Origin of the sequence: Synechocystis sp. FACHB-383, assembly GCF_014698605.1 — a bacterium.
Classification (GTDB): Bacteria; Cyanobacteriota; Cyanobacteriia; order Cyanobacteriales; family Microcystaceae; genus Synechocystis; species Synechocystis salina.
Genome location: NZ_JACJTJ010000025.1, coordinates 22405 through 41533, shown reverse-complemented (window position 1 = coordinate 41533; position 19129 = coordinate 22405). Strand labels below are relative to the sequence as shown.

The following is a 19129-nucleotide window of genomic DNA, read 5'->3' as shown; positions in this document are numbered from 1 at the left end:
AAGCAAGGAATATCAAGTGGAGATTACCTCTTGATTAGTTAGTCCACAGGTTAGTAAGCGCAGACCGTATTCAATGCCTTCCACCACAGCTTGGTAGGACGCTTCTAAGATGTTGCCCGAGACCCCCACCGTAGTCCAACGGCGATCGCCATTGCTGGATTCCACTAGCACACGGGTTTTGGCCGATGTGCCGGCCCCCCCATCTAAAATCCTTACTTTGTAATCGGTGAGGTGAAAATCGGCAATTTGGGGATAAAAACGGGTTAAGGCTTTACGCAGAGCTTGGTCTAGGGCTGACACAGGGCCATTGCCTTCCGCCACTTCCAGGATATTTTGCCCATTGACAGTTACTTTCACCGTGGCTAAAGCATTACGGTACGCGGGGTTTTCCGCTGGGGTGAGCAGGTCACAGTGTACTTGGAAGCCTTGCACTAAAAATAGGGGTTGGCGATCGCCCATGGCCTGGCGCATCAGTAGTTCAAAGCTGGCCTCCGCTGCTTCAAATTGGTAACCTTGCTGTTCTAGATCTTTTAGGGTTTCTAAAATGGCGCGGCAGGCGGGATCTTGACGGTCTAAGGCAATGCCGAATAACTTTGCTTTAGACAAAACATTGCTCAGCCCGGCCTGTTCTGACACCACAATACGTCGCTCGTTACCAACCACATCCGGGGCAATATGCTCATAGGTGAAGGGATTACGTTGCACTGCGGAGACATGGATTCCCCCTTTATGGGCAAAGGCCGATCGCCCCACAAAAGGAGCATGGTCATCGGGGGCTAGGTTAACCATTTCACTGATCAAACGACTGGTGCTGGTGAGATGGGCTAGCTGTTCCGGTTTGATGCAATCGTAATCGAGTTTGAGTTGCAAATTAGGAATCAGAGTGCAGAGATTAGCGTTACCACAGCGTTCTCCGTAGCCATTGATGGTGCCCTGGACCATGGTAGCTCCGGCCTCCACCGCCAGGAGGGAATTGGCCACCGCCGTACCGCTGTCATTGTGGGCATGGATACCCAGTTGGGGTTGATGTTTAGATCGACCGTCCAACCCTAAACCCTGAAGGACTTTAATGGTAATTTCGCTAATTTGCCCCGGTAAAGTGCCCCCATTGGTGTCGCACATCACTAGCCATTCCGCCCCGGCCTGCTGGGCAGTGGCTAAGGTGGCCAAGGCATAATCAGGATTAGCTCGATAGCCATCAAACCAGTGTTCGGCATCGTAAATTACCCGCCGCCCTTGACTGCGTAGATAGGCGATCGTGTCACTGATCATGGCCAAATTTTCCGCCAAGCTAGTTTGCAATCCCTCCAGCACATGCAGATCCCAGGACTTACCAAAAATAGTTACCCAGCGAGTTCCGGCAGAGAGGATTGCTTGGAGCATTTTGTCTGTTTCCACTGCTTTATGGGGCCGGCGGGTGGAACAAAAAGCAACAATTTCCGCCTGCTCCAAGGGCTCTTCCTGTAACTGCCAAAAAAACTGCACATCCTTAGGATTAGCCCCAGGCCAACCCCCTTCAATAAAGGGAATACCCAACTGGTCGAGGCGACGGGCAATGGTTAATTTATCGGTCAAGGACAAAGAAATTCCTTCCCGCTGGGCCCCATCTCGGAGGGTGGTGTCGTAGAGCCAAAGGGGATTGTTGCTAACAGTCATGGCAAATGGGGGAAAAGAAAATAGACACCGAGCCTATCTGTCTTCATTTTAGGTCGGTTTTTCGACGCCATACGATCGCACGAAAAAACTCTCAACATTCATTTGTCGCCATTAAGTTGGGCCATTTTTTCCAGACCTAGTAACAGAGCTGCCAAACTGCCCGCCACCCTAATTTGTCCAGAAAAAATCTGCTCCCGTACCACGGCGATCGGCATTAACACCACTTCAATTTCTTCCGTTACATCCCAGGCCTTTTTGCCTGTGGGAGTCACATAGGGAGCAAGGAAAAGATGGAGACGGGATTGATCTTTCACAGGATTGTCATAAATAGATCCCAAATTGAGCAAACTGACAATCTGGTAACCGGTTTCTTCCTCCAGTTCCCTACGAATGGCGGCGGTGGGACTTTCCTGGTCGGGGAAAAAGGTACCGGCGGGTAATTCCAGCAAAATCTCCTGCACCCCATGGCGATACTGCCGCACAAAAATAATTTCCTGTTGAGGAGTTACGGCCAAAACCATGACAATTTCCGGTCGCACATTAACAAAATAGTCATCAATCAAAGTCCCATCGGGCAATTGCACTGCATCCTGACGTACCCGACACCAGGGATTATCTAGCACCATCCGACTTTGGCAAATACGCCATTTTTGCAAATTACTAGGGGGAAGATGCCACATGGCTTTGGATTATTGCACCGGCAAAGATTTAGACCTAGTCAATCTTAAGCTCGAACACGATGCTTAACCAAAAGTGGGGTAGGAAAACAGTCCTTTTACGATTGCAGTAACGACAACGCATTTGATGGCAGAGCAGGAACAGGAGGATGATTCTTACCAGAGCAGGGTGTCCGTTGGAAAATACAGAGTTAGTTCTGCTGCAGGTATATCTCATTGGCGGTGTCAAATCCTAATAACCTAACCCAGGAGGGAGTGAATTAGGGTGCACGCCATCATATTTTGGCTTCAGGGCGATCGCCTAACAGGACTGAAATTTATCACAATGGGCAGAAAACTGACAAAAACGAAAACAGGGAAGCCGGAGCCTCCCTGAAAATTTATGAGAAAAGAGTTGTTAGACCACTAAATTGACCTAGGGCAAGTCTTAGTAGTCGAAGTCACCACCGGGAGCACCAGCGGGGGCCTTTTCTTTTTCAGGCTTGTCGACAACGATACATTCGGTAGTCAAGACCATGCCAGCGATGGAAGCGGCATTTTGCAGAGCAGAACGGGTCACCTTAGCAGGGTCAACGATGCCAGCGGCCAGCATGTCCACATACTCCAGGGTAGCGGCGTTGTAACCGACGTTGAATTCCTTCTCTTTCACCCGTTCGGAGACTACCGCACCGTTTTGACCGGCGTTTTCGGCAATCCGTTTGAGGGGAGCAGGCAGGGCCCGGGCCACAATTAAGGCACCGGTTAACTCTTCGTCCTTGAGGTTCCCGTTGGCCCAGTCTTCCAATTGGGGAGCCAAGTGGGCCAGGGTGGTACCACCTCCGGGAACAATACCTTCTTCCACAGCGGCTTTGGTGGCGTTGATGGCATCTTCCAGACGGAGTTTGCGGTCTTTCATTTCGGTTTCCGTAGCGGCACCAACTTTGATTACCGCTACACCACCGGCCAATTTAGCCAAGCGCTCCTGGAGTTTCTCTTTGTCGTAGCTAGAATCAGTTTCGTCAATTTGACGACGGATTTGCTCACAACGGGACTTAACGGCGGCTTCATTACCTTCGGCAACGATGGTGGTGTTGTCTTTGGTGATGTTGATGCGACGGGCAGAACCGAGGCTATCCACAGTGGCGCTTTCGAGTTTCAGACCGGCATCTTCGCTGATTACTTGACCACCGGTGAGGGTAGCAATATCTTCCAGCATTTGTTTACGGCGATCGCCAAAGCCAGGGGCTTTTACAGCGGCCACGTTCAACACACCCCGGAGACGGTTCACTACCAGGGTAGCCAAAGCTTCTTTTTCAATGTCTTCGGCGATGATCAACAGGGGCTTACCTTGGCGGGCCACTTGTTCGAGGATGGGCACCAAGTCCTGCACCAAGTTGATTTTTTTGTCGGTGATCAAAATGCGGGGATCTTCAAGAACTGCTTCCATCCGTTCCGCGTCGGTGACGAAGTAGGGGGAAATATAGCCCTTATCGAAGCGCATCCCTTCGGTGATTTCCAACTCGGTGGTCATGGACTTGCCTTCTTCCAGGGAAATAACCCCTTCTTGGCCTACTTTATCCATGGCATTGGCAATCATTTGGCCAACTTCTTCATCGTTACCGGCGGAAATGGCTCCTACCTGGGCGATCGCCTTGGAATCTCCCACGGGCTGGGCATGCTCTTTGATCCGAGCAACAAGAAATTCAGTGGCTTTATCGATACCCCGTTTGAGGGAAATGGGATTGGCACCGGCGGCCACATTCCGTAAACCTTCTTTGACGATGGCGTGGGCCAAAACCGTGGCGGTGGTGGTACCGTCTCCAGCCACATCGTTAGTTTTAGAGGCGGCCTGACGAATCAAGGAAACCCCGGTGTTTTCCACGTGGTCTTCCAGTTCAATCTCTTTGGCGATCGTGATACCGTCGTTGATAATTTGGGGAGAACCAAATTTTTTCTCTAAAACAACGTTACGACCTTTGGGGCCGAGGGTAACGGCAACGGATTCTGCCAAAATGTCCATACCCCGCTCAAGGGCGCGGCGAGCTTCGTCGTTGTAGATGATGGATTTAGCCATAAAAGTAAAACCTCGTGGGCAGATTAATGGGATAGATGAATGGGTAAAAATCCTGAAAGCCTTAGCAAAGGTCAGGATCGGTAAAAATTAATAGACCTAGGCAACGGAGGCCAAAATATCTTTTTCAGTTAACAGAACATAGTCGTCGCCACCAAGCTTGATGTCGGTGCCGGCATATTTGGAATAAAGGACTTTATCACCAACTTTGACTTCCACGGGGGAGTAGGTGCCGTCGTCGTTGCGTTTGCCGGGGCCCACTTGCACCACTTCACCAATTTGGGGTTTTTCTTTCGCATTATCGGGCAACAAAATACCCCCAGCGGTTTTCTCTTCAGCGGGGCTTACTTTCACAAACACCCGATCGCCAAGGGGTTTCACAGTAGAAACATTAATGGTAATAGCGGCCATAGAAGTCATCCTCCAGATGATAGTCTTGCACGGTCAGTAGGGATTTTGGAGGGGGGCTTAGCACTCCCACCTCACGAGTGCTAATTTAGCTAAATTGATCGACCCAGTGCAACACCCCAGTGAGTGTGGTTTCCCGAACTGAGGAAAAAAAATTGAGTTCTAGTTAGAGTCAAGATTGTCGCGAGGCGATCATTGATGTGAGCCAGGACTGTTACTTCTTTGACCGAACTCTTCCTAATGCATATCATATATGTATGAGCTTTGAGTATGATTCCCAAAAGGCCAAAACTAATCAGCAAAAGCATGGCGTTTCCTTTCTTTGCAGAAGCTGAAATGGTCTTTTTTGATCCTCTTGCTATTCACGATCTCGATCCTGACTCCGTCATAGAAGAACGTTTTATTGCAGTAGGAATGGGAAACACTGGCTCTATCTTCGTTGTTGTTTATACGAGGGGCAATTATTCGCTTAATTTCAGCCCGACGTGCCACGAAACAGGAGACAAAAACTTATGAGACAGGAATATGATTTTTCCGGAGGCAAACGGGGGGCTATGATCCCATCCCAGGGAAAAACCCGCATTACGATTTATCTGGATAATGACGTTCTAGACCATTTCCGGGCAGAAGCAGAGGCAAAAGGAATGGGTTATCAAACGTTGATCAATCAGGTGTTAAAGCAATCCATTCAATCCCCTTCGGAACAATCAATCACAGAAACAGATTTGAGACGTATTCTCCGCGAAGAATTGTCAGAAACACGCTAATCGGCGGAAATATCCCAGTTAATCGTCCCCCGACAGAAAATATTTCAATCAGGATGGTGAAAGCTCTTCCGGAAAGCGGACAATGTCATCATCCCCCAGGTATTCGCCGTTTTGTACCTCAATCATCACCAAGTCAATCACCCCAGGATTTTCCACCCGATGGGGGGTATTCATCGGCACATAGGTGGACTCCTTTTGGTTTAATAATTTCTCCTCGCCGTTACAGGTCACCTTGGCCGTACCCGACACCACCACCCAATGTTCACTACGGTGGTAATGCATCTGGGTACTCATATGTTGCCCCGGTTTGACCACAATACGGTTAATGCGATAGCGGGGGCCCTCTTCCAACATGGTGACCATGCCCCAGGGAGGAGTACGGGTCGTTTCGGGATGGGGCATGGGGGCCGGACTTGGGGCTTCAGGGGAATCATTCATGGTGGACAACATCAAGCCAAACGGTGAAAAAGACCACGGACTTGCCTCAATTTTAAACTGCCACGGAATTTGCCGAGCAATCAAACAAACAACAAAAAAGCCCCGATCACCAAGGTCAGAGCTTTTAGATATTTGGGGTAGGAATTGAAGCAACGATCAAAAGATCGAAAACAGCTGCAACAAAATTCCCGCTTAGTGATTACTGGGCCAAACGGCTAGTCTCATAGCCCCAAGTGGGAAAAGAATCAGCACCACTGCTGGCGGGGGCATCGTTGGATTCCTGACTGCGGCCGGCCAGGGAGCTTACCTTCACACAGTTGGGGGTAAACAGAAAAATGCTCTCACCAATCCGTTCTTGGTGGCCATCCATGGCAAAAGTACCACCGGCAACAAAATCCACCGCCCGTTGGGCCTCATCGGGGTCCATCACATTCAGATTTAACACTACCGACTTCCGTTCCCGTAGGGTTTGAATCACCTGGGGCATTTCATCGAAGGAATGGGGTTCGACGACGACCACCTCTGCCACACTGTTGTTGATGCCGGGCATACCAATCACGTTATTTCTTACTCCTGTACCAATAGGGGTGTCATTATTTAAGCTTAAAGGTTCCCGACTAATGCGGGGGAGAGGGGCAACTTCTTCTGCGGGCGGTGGGGCAGTGGTCACCGCTTGGGGCAACTCCATTTCTTCATCGTAATCTTCTTCGTACTCATCATGTTCACTGATGCCGACGAAGTCTTTTAACTTGGTCAAAATCATAGTTTACCGTCCGTATTTCCTGGGTAAAGTGAAAGGGGTTAATGGGATGAACCAGCCTCGTAACCAAGACTAGGAAAGATATTGACCTAGGCCATGGCAAACGGCATCAACCGCAGATATGCTTGGCAGATTGGGCTGCTCATCGGGTCGGGGAGGAAAGGAGCGGCAACTCAGTGGCGAGGAGCTACTAAGATCGGGCCCTTTCTTTTTCAGTCAATAAATGACCGAATTCTAGTTTTCCTACCCCTGTCGTGACAATTTACCAAAATGTTCCTAACTTTTGTAGGTTTTTGCCGATATTTTACCGAGAATTTTTTGATTTTCCCCTGACAGAGGCCGAACCAGTAACCAAGGGCAGAAATCTAGGCAATGGGCAAAGATACCTTTAATTACTAGCATGAACTGGGCAAAAAATTAGCGTAAAAAGAGACGATAAACTGGATTATCACTCTCATCCCAATGACGGTAGCCTAGATTAGCTAAAAATTGTTGCCACTGTTCCGTTTCTGCTGGGGGAACCTGCATACCAACGATAATTCTGCCATAGTCAGCCCCATGGTTGCGGTAATGGAACAAACTAATATTCCAGGCAGGATTCATACAACCCAAAAATTTCATTAATGCCCCCGGCCGCTCAGGAAATTCAAACCGGTACAGTAATTCCCGCTGGTTCTCCGATTGGGTCACCTGGGGAGGGCGGCCTCCCACCATATGACGTAGGTGGAGTTTGGTCAGTTCATCATCGGTTAAATCCAGGGTTTTAAAGCCTTGACGGGTGAAGTTGGCGGCCAACTGGGAAGCATCACCACGATTTTGCACCTGAATGCCGACAAAAATATGGGCATCAGGGCCCTCCGCAATGCGGTAACTAAATTCAGTAATGTTATGCTTGCCCAACCCTTCACAAAATTTTCTCAAACTGCCCCTTTGTTCGGGAATGGTCACTGCAAAAATAGCCTCCCGCTGTTCCCCATATTCAGCCCGTTCCGCCACAAATCTTAATCGGTCAAAGTTCATGTTGGCCCCACAGGCGATCGCCACTAGGGTTTGTTGCTGACAGTTTTCCCTTTGCACATATTGTTTTAGTCCCGCAATGGCCAAGGCTCCAGCTGGCTCCAAAATCGAGCGGGTATCTTCAAAACAATCTTTAATGGCCGCACAGGTGTCATCGGTATCTACCACCAAAATTTCATCTACATACTGCTGACAAAGGGGAAAAGTTAGGTCTCCCACTTCCCGCACCGCCACACCATCGGCAAAAAGCCCCACTTGGTCTAGCTTGATCCGTTTCCCCGCCGCCAGGGATTGGCGCATGGCATCGGCATCCTTGGGCTCCACACCAATAATTTTAATTTCTGGATAGAGCCGTTTAACATAGGCCGCCACCCCAGCAATCAGTCCCCCGCCGCCGATCGCCACAAAAATTGCATCAATGGGCTGTTGATACTGACGTAAAATTTCCATGCCAATGGTGCCCTGGCCAGCAATCACATCGGGATCATTAAAGGGATGGATAAAAGTTAGCCCCTTTTCCTGCTCCAACTGCCGCGCGTGGCCATAGGCATCGTCATAGGTTTCCCCATAGAGCACCACCACACCTCCCCGAGCTTTGACAGCCTCCACTTTCACCTGGGGAGTGGTTTCCGGCATCACAATAATGGCTCTGGTGCCCAACTTGGAAGCCCCTAGGGCCACCCCCTGGGCATGGTTACCCGCCGAAGCTGCAATTACTCCTTTTTCTAATAATTCCGGGGATAACTGGGCCATTTTGTTATAGGCACCCCGCAACTTAAAGGAAAATACTGGCTGTAGGTCTTCCCGTTTAAAGTAAACCCGATTACCCAGCCGCTTGGATAAATTGGCAGCAAAATCCAACGGAGATTCGATCGCCACATCATAAACCCGGGCCTTAAGAATTCTTTCGAGGTAATCGGTGGTCATGGAAAAGGAGAGCAAAAAGGGTAGTGGTTAAAATCACCCTTTCCAGTTTCCCATTCTTTGGCAGAGGCTTGTACCAAGCTAAGTCCCAGGAATTTTCCCTGATTCCTAGTTGGTTAATTCAATTGCTGTTTTAAATCCGCTAGGGCTGCCCAACGGCGATCAAAGCCGTTGTCTGGGCTGTTATTAGGTACCTGGGGGGCTTGGCAATCTTTCCCACACAAATTTTTCAGGGGCAGAGCCAAATTAAACTGTTCGTACAACCAGGTTTCCACATCAAAGTGGCCATCGGGAGCCAGTACTTCCGACAAATCATCCCAACTCAGTTCCCGTTCCGAGGCTAAGGGCGTATCATCCCCTTGGTTATCCAACCAGAGTATTTCCTTGGTGTCTAATGCCAAGCGTTGGTTATAGCTTTGGGCACAGCGGTCACAGTGGAGGGTAACAATGGTTTCCGCCTCGGCTATCACTTCCAAAAAGGTTCCCCCATGGCGCACCGTCACCGTTCCTCGCACTGGGGTTAAGGTTGTTAAGTCGGCGATCGCCTGGTCAACGGACAAGACCTGGGTAGACCGGGGCTGCTTGAGCAGATGGGGGAGATAAATGGGCTGTATGACCATGGCAAAAATCGGCAAGTATTATCAGCCAACAACACAACAATAGCCTAGGAAGACCTCTGGCATTTCAAGAACTGAGGGTATCCTTTTCTTCTACCACTTCAGCCTGCAGTTTTTCCCGTTCTTCTGGGGTCATATTGGCCCAACGGAGTTCGATCATTTTATCTTCATACTCTTTAATTTGTTGGTGGTAGGTCATGTCGTGGGTAAATACCCTAGTGACATAGGAAAGCAACCAAATCAGTAGGCCCCCCACCAGCACCGCTTGGGTCCAAATGCCCGCTTGTTGAGCTTCGATGCCAAAGCCCTGTAATCCAGCGTAAACCACTCCGCCCAGGAGGAAAAAACCCAGGGCAATGGCCAAAGCATCAATGCGTCGCATGGTGTTTCTCCCTGGAATGACAAATGGTGACAACGGACAAAAAACAAGGGGGCAACCGGGTCTGGAGCATGGCCGCCCCAGTTACAATTTCAATAAAGGCAAAATTTAGGCAGTTTGAGTCCGGCGGCGGGGACGCAAATTCAGCACTGGACTGAGTACCAATAGGCCAGGGAAGAAGAGAAATACCAGAAAGTACATGGCCAGTCTTTCAATGGAACTAGCTACGTACCAACGCTTTTGCAGGTACCAGTACAATAAAGCGGGAAAAACTAATAGATAAGCTAGGCTTAAGCCTAAGTAAATTATCGCCAATAAACCGGTTTCGGAAAGTAGCAAACCTAATAAATCTTCCATAATCCTGGCTGGGGTTTAAGGTCAGGGGGCAACAGCCCAGTGAAATTGTGAACTAATCTTCCCTGTTAAAGAAAGGGACTCCCTACCCAGAGAACTGCTTGCTATTCCGAAGAATAATCAGTTCTACATTCTGGCGATCGGCGGAAAATCCTTGTTCCGAAGGGCGAACCACGGCTACAAAAAATACTTTGTATTTGTTTAGCTTGGTTTTTGCTATTTGTTACCGTGTTAACTCCGATACTGTATCAAAAATCTAAGCTAGGGCGCAAGGCGCATCTGCCACCAGGCTATTGCCCCCAGTCCGCCAGGGAGAAAAGGGAATCGCTCACCCATATTTTGGTCAATGGTTCCACCTATACCTAACGTCTTCTTTGCCTATTGTCCCATTGTTTTTTCAGGTCAAACCAGAACTTTTTTAGCCTCAAATCGAGGGAAAAACCCCGCCGACTGCTCAATACCACTGTGCCGGCAACACGGTCATGGAAAGCTTGGCCAAGGCCATCCTCGGCGATCGCCCAGATTAAATCGCCAAACAGGGGGGCCACCAACAATAAAAAACTTACCCCATTGGCAAAGTTAATGTTTAAGCCCACCATGGCTAGGTAAGAAGCGGCGCCTAAAATGCCTTCCCGCTGGCTCAACTCCAAAATGCCTGGCAAACGCTTCATTTTCAGGTGCACCACCCTGGTGTCAAAGGCCCAGCCCCCCAAACTTTGCCCCTGGTTAGCAGACACCAAAATTACCCTTAGGGCAAACCAACCGGCGATAAAAATTAGTAGCTGTACCCAACCCGCAGCCAGACTGCTAAATAACCAAATCACGACAAAATCCAACAGGTAGCCATAGCCTCGCCGTTCCAATGGGGCCAGGGGTAAGCGGCGATCGCGGCGCTGGTCGTCGTCATACATAATCAAGCTTTGCTCAGGGGGCAAGGGACAATCTTTAATGGAACCACTGGCCATTGCCGTCTATTTTGCCATTTTGTTGGGGCACCGCTGCATGCCAGACCCTGGGGCTTATCATCGGCAATGATTAGACAATCTTATCGTCAAACCCCAGGAAGATTAATTCTTTCCATCTTTGCACTCCCAGTCCTTAAAACTCCCTTAATCCCTGGGATTCTAGCCTTTTCTTGATTTTGTAATTGCCAGGTCGACGGGCAAAAATACTCTGGGGGCAAACATAAGTGAAGATTATCTAATTAAGACCTAGCCATTTCATTGCTAATGCTTCCTTGTCAATTCAAGATTTTCCCGTAGTATCAGAACAGTTAAGTTTTCTGAAGTAGCTCGATCTGGATATAGTTGTCCCGATGGAGGCTTCATGAGGCAATCTCTCTACTGTTTTTTTGAGAAGAGGAAACATCTATGGCATCCTATACCGTTAAATTAATCACCCCCGATGGTGAAAGTTCCATCGAATGTTCTGACGATACCTATATCCTCGATGCTGCGGAAGAAGCTGGTCTAGACCTGCCCTATTCCTGCCGTGCTGGGGCTTGCTCCACCTGTGCCGGTAAGATCACCTCCGGTAGTGTTGACCAATCCGATCAGTCTTTCTTGGATGATGACCAGATTGAAGCTGGTTATGTTTTGACCTGTGTGGCTTATCCCACCTCTGATTGCACCATTGAAACCCACAAAGAAGAAGACCTCTACTAAGGGTAAGGATGCTGGCCATGGGCTAGTGAGTTTGATAGTTTCATAATTGTCCACGGCAGGGTTTAAGCCCTGCTTTTTTGTCGTCCACTGGCAAACTCCAGTACGGCTTGGGCGGCCCGTTCACAAACCCCCGGTTCCCCGAGGGCTTCTCTGAGGGCTTGGTAATCCTGGGCAATGGTGGCTCGCCGATCGCCGTTCAGCAGTAATTCCAAGCCGGCCTGGGCAATGTTGCTGGCGGTGGCCTGTTCCTGCAGTAGTTCCGGCATAATGCCCCGGTTGAGCACAATGTTGGTGGGGGACACAAAGGGCAGGTCAAATTTAAAAATTCGTCTGGCGATCGCCATGGTCAGGGGGCTGACTCGATAAAGAATAACCTGGGGCACATTCAATAGAGCAATTTCCAAATTCACCGTTCCCGATTTGGTGATGGCCAGATCGGCACAGGCGATCGCCGTTAGGGTCTCCTTGCCGTCCAACAGTTGCACCGTCAAATTGAATTCCTTCAGGGTTTGTTCTATCTGGGCTTGATAATCCTTGAGGGAAACGGGCAAAAGCAGTTTCACATTCGGCAGTTGACTCTGCAATTGCTGGGCGGCGCCACAAATAGGCGGTAATAAGTAGCGCAATTCCTGAATACGGGAAGCGGGCAGGAGAGTAATCACCGTTTGGTTTTGGTCAATGCCCAACTTTTTACGGGCTACCTCTCGACTGGGAGCTTCCTTAGTAATGCGGTCTAACAATGGATGTCCCACCCAGGTGACGTCTAAACCTTGATGACGAAAAAATTCTGCCTCCCCCGGAAAAATGGCCAACAGGCGATCGGTTACGGCCATGATTTGAGTCGTTTCCCTTTTTGTAGGAGACCAAACCCAGGCCTGGGGAGCGATGTAGTACAAAATTGGCAGATTAGGGTAGGTTTTCCGCAAATAATTGGCGATGGTTAAATTGGGACCCATGTAGTCAATTAAGACCAACAAATCAATTGGATTGGTTTTGAGATAACTTTTAACCTGTTGTTGAATGCGCCAGGTGGGAATAATAAACCGCAGGGATTCGGTCAATCCCACAGAACCGATCGCCGCCGTATTGGCCAGCAACTTCATACCCGCCGCCGCCATTTTTTCTCCCCCCAAACCCACCAGTTCCAGTTCTAAGTTCTGCTCCTGGGCCTGTTGCCTTAACGCTGTGACCAACAGAGACCCCTGGAGATCTCCAGAAACCTCTCCCGTGCTAATAAAAATTCTCATAGAAATGATGGGCGCTAATTGGGCTGTTTGATACCCACCACACTGGCATTGAAATTATAGTTTTTTCCCTCTAGTTCCAGTACCGTACCAATTTTTACCTTTTGTCCCCCCAGTACCATGCCCGTGGAGGTAAAATCCCCCCTGCCCTTGAGGGTGAGGAGCATATCCCGACTGTAGTTAGATTCTGGTCGAGGATCCGGCAAAGATTTCACCGAGCCATCGGGTTGGGGGATCGCCAGATTACGGGGTAGTTCCTGCACATTGACCACTTCTACCTGCCCTGCGGGTTGATTGCGGATAATGATGTTGGTTTTCTCCGCTTTAAACTCATCCAGCACCACCTGGGGGTCCAATACGTTTAGCCCCCGGACAATGGCGGTTAATTCGATAGATGCGGCGTTAGCTTGGGCAAGAATACTTTTCCCCGAACTACCCGGCAAAACGAAAATGCCCACGGCTACCATGAGGATGATCAGAGCGGCCCCCAGGTCCAACAGGCTGATGATGCCGAAAATTCTGCCACGGGAATCGATGAGCTTCATGGGAAAATTGGAATGATTACTAAATGCTTTGCAGAAAAAATTGGGACTTTGGTCAAAACCGTCGCAATTCTACCATGGGGGATGACAAGGAAGTTTAACCATGGTTTTCTGGCATACTCCGCTGGGCAATTATTAGCTTAGATTTATTGTTGGATTATTTCTTGAGGGCAATTTCTAATAAAAACTCAGGTGCAAAGTCAGCGCCATTTGGCCACTCTATAGTTCGACTAGTTAAAAATACTTGTTGAAATAAATTTTTATCTTTCAATGGCTCAAAAATCTCTCCATCCAACTCTTGTTCTAAATCGACGACGCCCTCTATGCCATTATTAAACTTTAGCTTTAATTGATATTCACCCAAATACTCCACAGAAATGACATTTAACCATACATTGGATTTATGGAAGAGGGGCAATTTTACTGAGCGGTTTTCTTTGACGGGCATTTTCCCAGTTCTCCAACAATTCAGATTGGTGTAAATCGAGCCATTGCCAAATTAAATTTAATTCTCTTTTAGATATTTGCCCGCAGACTTCTCCTGTCTGAATCATTATAATTGCTTCATAGTCTTGATATTCAGCGTGGATATGGGGCGGATTATGATCATTATAGTTCATGGTGATTTTAATGCCATAAAAGCTTGATAGGGTAGGCATATGCTAAAAGTTAACAGTAAGTTTTTGGACTAATTGTCCAACGAGTACTCTATCCTCTACATTTTTTCTATGACAAAAAAGTCTTTATGAACCAATAAAGCGGCGCAATCATCAAGAATATCTGGGCAAACGGATCTGCTCGAGCCGTAAACCGTTACCATCGATAAAACAAAACTTAACATAGCAGTAAAAATTTTTAACGTATGACAATGGCTTGGTTAATGGGGTTGGGTTTAGCCCTGGCTTCGGTGCTGTGGGTGGAACTGGTGCGGGACAGCTACCATGCCTTGGCCCATGTTTGGTCGCCCCTTTATCGTCTCCATGGCTGGCACCACCGGGTATTCCGCTCTGATTTATCGGTGGTGAGCACGGAAATTTATCAAAAGGCTCACTGGTACAATGATGTGCCGGAAGCATTAGTAATGTTAGCTTTTGGCATTTGGCCGCCCTTGTTAACCTGGATGTGGCAGAGTTCTGACCATTGGCTCCTAATCCTAGCTGCCTGCGCTGGGCAAGTTTACACGCTGGGGTTTTTACTATCGGCGATCGCCAGGGGAATGGGACTGCCCAATGCGGATGAGATTACGGATTTAACCCACCGCCCAGGTCCATTTTTAGCGCCGCCGGCCCCTTGGATGGTGAACCGCACCTACCATTGGCGCCACCATTTTGATGATCCCAATGCTTACTTCTGTGGAACCCTAACCCTGGTGGATAAAATGTTGGGCACCGCTTTGTCCCTCAAAGGCAAAAAAATTGCAGTTACCGGGGCTTCCGGTGGTTTTGGCCAGGCTCTTTTGCAGGAACTCCATCAACAGGGGGCTAAGGCGATCGCCCTTACGTCTTGTGGCCATGAAGTAACCGTTGCTGGATCAGGCAAAACCATTCCCATTAGAACTGAACAATGGTGCATCGGCCAGGAAGATCAACTCCAGGATTTGCTAGGGGAAATTGACATTTTGGTCATTAACCATGGAGTAAACGTCCACCAGCGGCGGGATGGCCAGGCAATTGAGCAAGCCTACGAAGTTAATACTTTTTCTGCCCTGCGCCTAATGGAATTATTCCTAGCCACGGTAAAAACTAATCGACACATTGCCACCAAAGAAATTTGGGTGAATACCTCCGAGGCGGAAGTTAATCCAGCGTTTAGCCCTTTGTACGAACTGAGTAAGCGAGCGTTAGGGGATTTGGTTACCTTGAAGCGATTGGATTCCCCCTGCGTGATTCGTAAACTGATCCTGGGGCCGTTCAAAAGCAAACTCAATCCAGTGGGCATTATGGGTGCCTCCTGGGTGGCTCGGCAAGTGGTGAAGGGGGTAAAGCGGGACAGCCGTAATATTATTGTCACCATCAACCCAATCACGTTCATTGCCTTTCCCATTAAGGAATTTTTTGTCTCCCTTTATTTCCGTTGCTTTAGCAAAAAGTCCTAAACTACTTTTGCCGAGACCCATAGCTGAGTAGTAGCAAAAAAAATGCTGCTCCCAAAAGATATTTCAAGCCATCGGGAATCCAGGGAGCAGGGGAAATAAACCCTTCAATGATGCCTGCAATAATTAGCAGGGGCACAATGCCAAATACCAATTGAGCCGCGGCGATCGCCTGTTGTTTGAGGGCGTAACCCCGACGGTAGGGCCCCGGCCACAATAACCCCTTGGCAATGAGTAAGCCCGCCGCCCCTGCCAGAAAAATTGCCGGTAATTCCAAGGAGCCATGGGGAAAGACAAAACCCCAAAAGGGAATGGCCAAATTATGTTGGGCCACCAATGCCCCCACCGCCCCCAGCAGTAGACCGTTATAAAACAGGGCATAAATGGTCCATAGTCCCACCACCACCCCACCGGCCACCATGCCAAAGGCAACGGAAAGGTTATTGATCATAATGCCGCTGGCCGCCACCGGTTTCATGGTTAAAATTGAGCCCATCCAGAGCTGGCCTTTATCCCGAACGGTGCTAATTAAATCCGTTGGTACCACCAATTCCAAGAAGGTTGGATCCCGCCAGCTATACCACCAAGCAATTACACTGGCCAGGAAAAAAATACCAAAGGCCACCATGGTGTAACTAAAGGTTTGGCGCAACACTAAGGGCAACTGCCAAAGGTAGAATTGTGCGACTTTGTTCCACTCCTGACGGCGATCGCCCTGGTAAATTTGGCTATAGGCCCTGGTAATGAGACTTTGTAGATTCTGCCTCAGACGGGGATTGAGGTCGTGGGTTTGAGCCCGGGCCAGGTCGGCGGAAGTAGCCCGGTATAAACTAGCCAACTGCTGAATGTCCTCCGTGGGCAGGGACTTGATCCCCTTGGTTTCCAGGCGGGTCAAAATTTGGTCAAGGGTCTGCCAATCCTGATCACGGCGGGCAATCCAGCGACGAAAATCCATGGGAAAAAACCTAGAAAATAAACTATTTTTGCACTTAGTTCCCGCCCTTGACCCCCCAGTGGACGGTGGAGATTTACCCTGGGCGGCGGCCACTCCCCGAAAATATCGCAAGCAATCGTTAGAATGGAGGGCAATGTCTAGTTTTCCTGACTACATCACAGGTCACCTATGCCCCAATTTCCGTGGAAAGATAACGATGCCGATTTGTCTCCCCTGGAGGCCTTCCTGGCAGAATGGGACGATCCCGAGGCAGAGGAGGAGGATTTTCGGAACGACTTTTTCCGGGGATCGGAAGGGCGGCGCAAAAAGGCCGCAGTGGTGCTCATGGCTATTTGGACCTTGGTGATTACCCTCCATTATTGGGTTTGGGGTAGTTGGTTAGTGTGGGCCTTCACCGGTGCTCTCTCTTTGCAAGCCCTTAGGTTAATGAAGGCAACTCCCGAAGCGGCTCCCCCCATGGTGACTGGGACAGAATCGGCAGTGCATTATCCCCAGGTTTGTTTGATGGTGGCAGCGAAAAATGAAGAAGCGGTGATCAGTAAAATTGTCCGGCAGTTATGCACTTTGGATTATCCAGGCGATCGCCATGAAGTTTGGATTGTGGACGACAACAGTACTGATAGCACTCCGGTTATCCTTGATCAACTACGCCAGCAATACCCCCAGTTACAAGTGCTGAGAAGGGGCGCTGGGGCCAGTGGCGGCAAATCTGGAGCTTTAAACGAAGTCCTAGCCCAAACCCAGGGGGACATCGTTGGGGTATTTGATGCTGATGCCGATGTGCCCAAGGATTTACTGCGGCGGGTGGTACCTTATTTTGCCAGTCCCACCTTTGGGGCCCTCCAGGTACGGAAGGCGATCGCCAATGAAGGGGTGAATTTTTGGACCAGGGGCCAAGGGGCGGAAATGGCCCTGGATGCCTATTTCCAAGAACAAAGAATTGTTACCGGCGGCATTGGAGAACTGCGGGGGAATGGCCAATTTGTGGCCCGCCAAGCCTTGGATGCGGTAGGTGGCTGGAATGAACAAACCATTACCGATGACCTAGACTTGACCATCCGCCTCCACCTCCACCAATGGAAAGTTGGCATTTTGGTCAATCCCCCGGTGGAAGAAGAAGGGGTTACCACGGCGATCGCCCTTTGGCACCAACGCAATCGCTGGGCGGAAGGGGGTTACCAGCGTTACCTGGATTACTGGCGCTGGATTTGCACCCAACCCCTGGGCTGGAAGAAAAAATTAGACCTCTTTTCCTTTCTGTTGATGCAATATCTTTTGCCCACCGCCGCCGTACCGGATTTACTCATGGCCCTGTGGCAAAGACGTTTTCCCCTGCTCACTCCCCTCAGTTATTTGGCGATCGGCTTTTCCTGTTGGGGGATGTACCATGGACTGCGACGTTTAACTCCCAGTGAAGGCCAGTCTTCCTGGCAACAGATCCCGACCCTGCTTGCCCGCACCATTGGCGGTACCATCTACATGTTCCACTGGCTGATCATCATGCCCGCCGTCACTGCCCGCATGGCCTTCCGACCAAAGCGTCTCAAGTGGGTAAAAACTGTCCACGGCACTACTACGGAAGATGCCCTCGAGCTAAAGCAAAGCTAAGGAACAAGCAAATTTTCGATTGTTATTAGGGCCCGATCATTGTGTTCAACCTGCCAAAGTTTTCTGCTGCTCTCCTCTCTCCCCTATCCCTGGTACTTTTGCTAGTCGGCATGGGAGAGAATAAGGTCGAGGCCTTGGAACTGAGGGAGCCGGCCGGTCAACTACAGGCCCTGCGGAAAATTTTCTGCTCGACGGAAGATGGTCAACCAATAACCTACTGGTGGGAAGGCAAAACCTATAGTCGGATTCCAGGGGAACCAGACCGCTTACTTTTTCTGGTGGAGGGCATGAATATCCGTCAATGTGGCCCCCTAGCAGATGGCAATGATGACGAGGATTTTCGCATGGTGAGTCGGGAGATTTTACTCTACAAAGATCCCGTGACCGGAGAGGTGTTACGTCAGTGGGAAAATCCCTGGACCGGCAAAACAGTGGAAGTCTTTCATGTGGCTAACGATCCGGTAAATTTTAGCTATCGCTTAAAGGACAATGACGGCAGTCCGATCGCCAGAGACATTACCGTGCGAGGAAACCAATGGTGGATAAACGTAACCGTGCCCCTGTTTTACCCTAATCCCTTGGGTGGAGAGTTTCAGCGTTATGTGGGGGGAACCTATCACGCCACGGAAATGTTCAATTTCTTTGGTAGTGTGGATGAGTTGAGTAATCCCCGGCAGACCTCAGCCCCGGCCTCCATCGGTTGGGCGCGGCTTTCCAACTGGTTGCCTTGGATGGAAATGGGCGATCGGGTTGGATTGTTGTATTTTCATACCGCTGGACGTAAATTAGCCAGCTTCGACGATTTGTCGGTAGTAATGAAAACAGAGATTGCCAACAACTTTCCAGAGTACGTTAAGCCACCATCCCTATCTGACCAACGTCCCAACGAAACCAGTTGGAGCTCATTCCGGCAACTTTTAGAAAGTGGCGGCAATCAGTAACCGGACACTGTTTTAGTATTCAACATTGGATTTTTT

The 19129-nt window shown here is 49.4% G+C and carries 23 protein-coding genes; 7 read left to right on the top strand and 16 right to left on the bottom strand.

Going from position 1 to position 19129, the window contains the following annotated elements:
- Positions 1 to 12: 12 nt before the first annotated feature.
- The 4 genes from cimA to groES all read right to left on the bottom strand — a co-directional run bounded on the left by cimA (position 13) and on the right by groES (position 4794).
- The gene (cimA, locus tag H6G45_RS05910) at positions 13 to 1656 is read right to left on the bottom strand and encodes a citramalate synthase (RefSeq protein WP_190597513.1); all 1644 of its coding nucleotides are present in this window, start codon (positions 1654 to 1656) and stop codon (positions 13 to 15) included.
- 98 nt (positions 1657 to 1754) lie between these two features.
- The gene (locus tag H6G45_RS05905) at positions 1755 to 2336 is read right to left on the bottom strand and encodes an NUDIX hydrolase (RefSeq protein WP_190597510.1); all 582 of its coding nucleotides are present in this window, start codon (positions 2334 to 2336) and stop codon (positions 1755 to 1757) included.
- 424 nt (positions 2337 to 2760) lie between these two features.
- Positions 2761 to 4386, bottom strand: coding sequence for a chaperonin GroEL (gene groL / locus H6G45_RS05900; RefSeq protein ID WP_190597509.1), 1626 nt, complete (start codon positions 4384 to 4386; stop codon positions 2761 to 2763).
- 96 nt (positions 4387 to 4482) lie between these two features.
- Positions 4483 to 4794: a co-chaperone GroES gene (groES, locus tag H6G45_RS05895; protein ID WP_190597507.1), complete on the bottom strand. Its 312-nt coding sequence runs from the start codon at positions 4792 to 4794 to the stop codon at positions 4483 to 4485.
- Positions 4795 to 5061: 267 nt separating this feature from the next.
- On the opposite strand from groES, the gene H6G45_RS19500 reads away from it, so the two are divergent.
- Together H6G45_RS19500 and H6G45_RS05885 are read left to right on the top strand one after the other, a co-directional pair.
- On the top strand, positions 5062 to 5307 hold the full coding sequence (locus H6G45_RS19500; RefSeq protein ID WP_242018073.1) for a hypothetical protein: 246 nt from the start codon (positions 5062 to 5064) through the stop codon (positions 5305 to 5307).
- Positions 5304 to 5558: a BrnA antitoxin family protein gene (locus H6G45_RS05885; RefSeq protein ID WP_190597505.1), complete on the top strand. Its 255-nt coding sequence runs from the start codon at positions 5304 to 5306 to the stop codon at positions 5556 to 5558. The genes H6G45_RS19500 and H6G45_RS05885 overlap by 4 nt, the downstream gene beginning before the upstream one ends.
- Positions 5559 to 5606: 48 nt before the next feature.
- On the opposite strand, the gene H6G45_RS05880 is transcribed toward H6G45_RS05885, so the two are convergent.
- The 6 genes from H6G45_RS05880 to H6G45_RS05855 form a co-directional block, all read right to left on the bottom strand.
- Positions 5607 to 5996, bottom strand: coding sequence for a phosphomannose isomerase type II C-terminal cupin domain (locus H6G45_RS05880; RefSeq protein ID WP_190597503.1), 390 nt, complete (start codon positions 5994 to 5996; stop codon positions 5607 to 5609).
- A 199-nt stretch (positions 5997 to 6195) separates the two neighbouring features.
- Positions 6196 to 6759 (bottom strand): cell division protein SepF, encoded by a 564-nt coding sequence (locus tag H6G45_RS05875; protein ID WP_190597501.1) that lies wholly within the window; start codon positions 6757 to 6759, stop codon positions 6196 to 6198.
- Positions 6760 to 7173: 414 nt separating this feature from the next.
- Positions 7174 to 8700 carry a threonine ammonia-lyase, biosynthetic gene (ilvA, locus tag H6G45_RS05870; RefSeq protein WP_190597499.1) on the bottom strand — a complete coding sequence of 509 codons (1527 nt, stop codon included), beginning with the start codon at positions 8698 to 8700 and terminating at the stop codon, positions 7174 to 7176.
- A 113-nt stretch (positions 8701 to 8813) separates the two neighbouring features.
- Positions 8814 to 9317 carry a DUF177 domain-containing protein gene (locus tag H6G45_RS05865; protein WP_190597496.1) on the bottom strand — a complete coding sequence of 168 codons (504 nt, stop codon included), beginning with the start codon at positions 9315 to 9317 and terminating at the stop codon, positions 8814 to 8816.
- A 64-nt stretch (positions 9318 to 9381) separates the two neighbouring features.
- Complete coding sequence (locus H6G45_RS05860) at positions 9382 to 9696, bottom strand: DUF3007 family protein (protein WP_190597495.1); 315 nt, start codon at positions 9694 to 9696, stop codon at positions 9382 to 9384.
- Between the two features lie 105 nt (positions 9697 to 9801).
- Positions 9802 to 10050 carry an NAD(P)H-quinone oxidoreductase subunit L gene (locus H6G45_RS05855; RefSeq protein ID WP_190597493.1) on the bottom strand — a complete coding sequence of 83 codons (249 nt, stop codon included), beginning with the start codon at positions 10048 to 10050 and terminating at the stop codon, positions 9802 to 9804.
- A gap of 225 nt (positions 10051 to 10275) precedes the next feature.
- Between H6G45_RS05855 and H6G45_RS05850 the strand changes: the two genes are divergently transcribed.
- Positions 10276 to 10413, top strand: a complete 138-nt coding sequence (locus H6G45_RS05850) for a hypothetical protein (RefSeq protein WP_190597491.1) — start codon at positions 10276 to 10278, stop codon at positions 10411 to 10413.
- Here the strand turns inward: H6G45_RS05850 and H6G45_RS05845 are convergent.
- A complete protein-coding gene (locus tag H6G45_RS05845) occupies positions 10410 to 11012 on the bottom strand; it encodes an RDD family protein (protein WP_242018072.1) in 603 nt (200 codons plus the stop codon). The two genes, H6G45_RS05850 and H6G45_RS05845, sit on opposite strands and share 4 nt — an antisense overlap.
- A gap of 405 nt (positions 11013 to 11417) precedes the next feature.
- On the opposite strand from H6G45_RS05845, the gene petF1 reads away from it, so the two are divergent.
- Positions 11418 to 11711, top strand: a complete 294-nt coding sequence (petF1, locus tag H6G45_RS05840) for a ferredoxin PetF1 (protein ID WP_190597489.1) — start codon at positions 11418 to 11420, stop codon at positions 11709 to 11711.
- A gap of 62 nt (positions 11712 to 11773) precedes the next feature.
- Here petF1 and lpxB read toward each other — a convergent pair whose 3' ends face one another.
- From lpxB to H6G45_RS05820, 4 genes are all read right to left on the bottom strand, one after another.
- A complete protein-coding gene (lpxB, locus tag H6G45_RS05835) occupies positions 11774 to 12958 on the bottom strand; it encodes a lipid-A-disaccharide synthase (protein ID WP_190597480.1) in 1185 nt (394 codons plus the stop codon).
- A gap of 14 nt (positions 12959 to 12972) precedes the next feature.
- On the bottom strand, positions 12973 to 13500 hold the full coding sequence (locus H6G45_RS05830; protein WP_190597478.1) for a DUF4330 domain-containing protein: 528 nt from the start codon (positions 13498 to 13500) through the stop codon (positions 12973 to 12975).
- 154 nt (positions 13501 to 13654) lie between these two features.
- A complete protein-coding gene (locus H6G45_RS05825) occupies positions 13655 to 13945 on the bottom strand; it encodes a DUF2442 domain-containing protein (protein WP_190597476.1) in 291 nt (96 codons plus the stop codon).
- Positions 13899 to 14156: a DUF4160 domain-containing protein gene (locus H6G45_RS05820; protein WP_199309603.1), complete on the bottom strand. Its 258-nt coding sequence runs from the start codon at positions 14154 to 14156 to the stop codon at positions 13899 to 13901. The genes H6G45_RS05825 and H6G45_RS05820 overlap by 47 nt, the downstream gene beginning before the upstream one ends.
- A gap of 203 nt (positions 14157 to 14359) precedes the next feature.
- On the opposite strand from H6G45_RS05820, the gene H6G45_RS05815 reads away from it, so the two are divergent.
- A complete protein-coding gene (locus H6G45_RS05815) occupies positions 14360 to 15592 on the top strand; it encodes a bifunctional sterol desaturase/short chain dehydrogenase (RefSeq protein WP_190597472.1) in 1233 nt (410 codons plus the stop codon).
- A 1-nt stretch (position 15593) separates the two neighbouring features.
- Here H6G45_RS05815 and H6G45_RS05810 read toward each other — a convergent pair whose 3' ends face one another.
- The gene (locus tag H6G45_RS05810) at positions 15594 to 16544 is read right to left on the bottom strand and encodes a stage II sporulation protein M (RefSeq protein ID WP_190597470.1); all 951 of its coding nucleotides are present in this window, start codon (positions 16542 to 16544) and stop codon (positions 15594 to 15596) included.
- A gap of 168 nt (positions 16545 to 16712) precedes the next feature.
- On the opposite strand from H6G45_RS05810, the gene H6G45_RS05805 reads away from it, so the two are divergent.
- Positions 16713 to 18152, top strand: a complete 1440-nt coding sequence (locus H6G45_RS05805) for a glycosyltransferase family 2 protein (RefSeq protein WP_190597468.1) — start codon at positions 16713 to 16715, stop codon at positions 18150 to 18152.
- 41 nt (positions 18153 to 18193) lie between these two features.
- Positions 18194 to 19093, top strand: coding sequence for a DUF1838 domain-containing protein (locus H6G45_RS05800; protein WP_347338251.1), 900 nt, complete (start codon positions 18194 to 18196; stop codon positions 19091 to 19093).
- The last annotated feature ends 36 nt before the right edge of the window (positions 19094 to 19129 follow it).

What these genes read in the sequence shown, in the direction of transcription:
- H6G45_RS05845 (WP_242018072.1), bottom strand. Translation starts at nt 11,012, where the DNA reads ATGGCCAGTGGTTCCATTAAAGATTGTCCCTTGCCCCCTGAGCAAAGC.
- lpxB (WP_190597480.1), bottom strand. Translation starts at nt 12,958, where the DNA reads ATGAGAATTTTTATTAGCACGGGAGAGGTTTCTGGAGATCTCCAGGGG.
- H6G45_RS05865 (WP_190597496.1), bottom strand. Translation starts at nt 9,317, where the DNA reads ATGGTCATACAGCCCATTTATCTCCCCCATCTGCTCAAGCAGCCCCGG.
- ilvA (WP_190597499.1), bottom strand. Translation starts at nt 8,700, where the DNA reads ATGACCACCGATTACCTCGAAAGAATTCTTAAGGCCCGGGTTTATGAT.
- H6G45_RS05825 (WP_190597476.1), bottom strand. Translation starts at nt 13,945, where the DNA reads ATGCCCGTCAAAGAAAACCGCTCAGTAAAATTGCCCCTCTTCCATAAA.
- H6G45_RS05820 (WP_199309603.1), bottom strand. Translation starts at nt 14,156, where the DNA reads ATGCCTACCCTATCAAGCTTTTATGGCATTAAAATCACCATGAACTAT.
- H6G45_RS05905 (WP_190597510.1), bottom strand. Translation starts at nt 2,336, where the DNA reads ATGTGGCATCTTCCCCCTAGTAATTTGCAAAAATGGCGTATTTGCCAA.
- H6G45_RS05810 (WP_190597470.1), bottom strand. Translation starts at nt 16,544, where the DNA reads ATGGATTTTCGTCGCTGGATTGCCCGCCGTGATCAGGATTGGCAGACC.
- H6G45_RS05855 (WP_190597493.1), bottom strand. Translation starts at nt 10,050, where the DNA reads ATGGAAGATTTATTAGGTTTGCTACTTTCCGAAACCGGTTTATTGGCG.
- H6G45_RS19500 (WP_242018073.1), top strand. Translation starts at nt 5,062, where the DNA reads ATGATTCCCAAAAGGCCAAAACTAATCAGCAAAAGCATGGCGTTTCCT.
- H6G45_RS05860 (WP_190597495.1), bottom strand. Translation starts at nt 9,696, where the DNA reads ATGCGACGCATTGATGCTTTGGCCATTGCCCTGGGTTTTTTCCTCCTG.
- H6G45_RS05805 (WP_190597468.1), top strand. Translation starts at nt 16,713, where the DNA reads ATGCCCCAATTTCCGTGGAAAGATAACGATGCCGATTTGTCTCCCCTG.
- groL (WP_190597509.1), bottom strand. Translation starts at nt 4,386, where the DNA reads ATGGCTAAATCCATCATCTACAACGACGAAGCTCGCCGCGCCCTTGAG.
- H6G45_RS05875 (WP_190597501.1), bottom strand. Translation starts at nt 6,759, where the DNA reads ATGATTTTGACCAAGTTAAAAGACTTCGTCGGCATCAGTGAACATGAT.
- groES (WP_190597507.1), bottom strand. Translation starts at nt 4,794, where the DNA reads ATGGCCGCTATTACCATTAATGTTTCTACTGTGAAACCCCTTGGCGAT.
- H6G45_RS05815 (WP_190597472.1), top strand. Translation starts at nt 14,360, where the DNA reads ATGACAATGGCTTGGTTAATGGGGTTGGGTTTAGCCCTGGCTTCGGTG.
- cimA (WP_190597513.1), bottom strand. Translation starts at nt 1,656, where the DNA reads ATGACTGTTAGCAACAATCCCCTTTGGCTCTACGACACCACCCTCCGA.
- H6G45_RS05880 (WP_190597503.1), bottom strand. Translation starts at nt 5,996, where the DNA reads ATGAATGATTCCCCTGAAGCCCCAAGTCCGGCCCCCATGCCCCATCCC.
- petF1 (WP_190597489.1), top strand. Translation starts at nt 11,418, where the DNA reads ATGGCATCCTATACCGTTAAATTAATCACCCCCGATGGTGAAAGTTCC.
- H6G45_RS05830 (WP_190597478.1), bottom strand. Translation starts at nt 13,500, where the DNA reads ATGAAGCTCATCGATTCCCGTGGCAGAATTTTCGGCATCATCAGCCTG.
- H6G45_RS05885 (WP_190597505.1), top strand. Translation starts at nt 5,304, where the DNA reads ATGAGACAGGAATATGATTTTTCCGGAGGCAAACGGGGGGCTATGATC.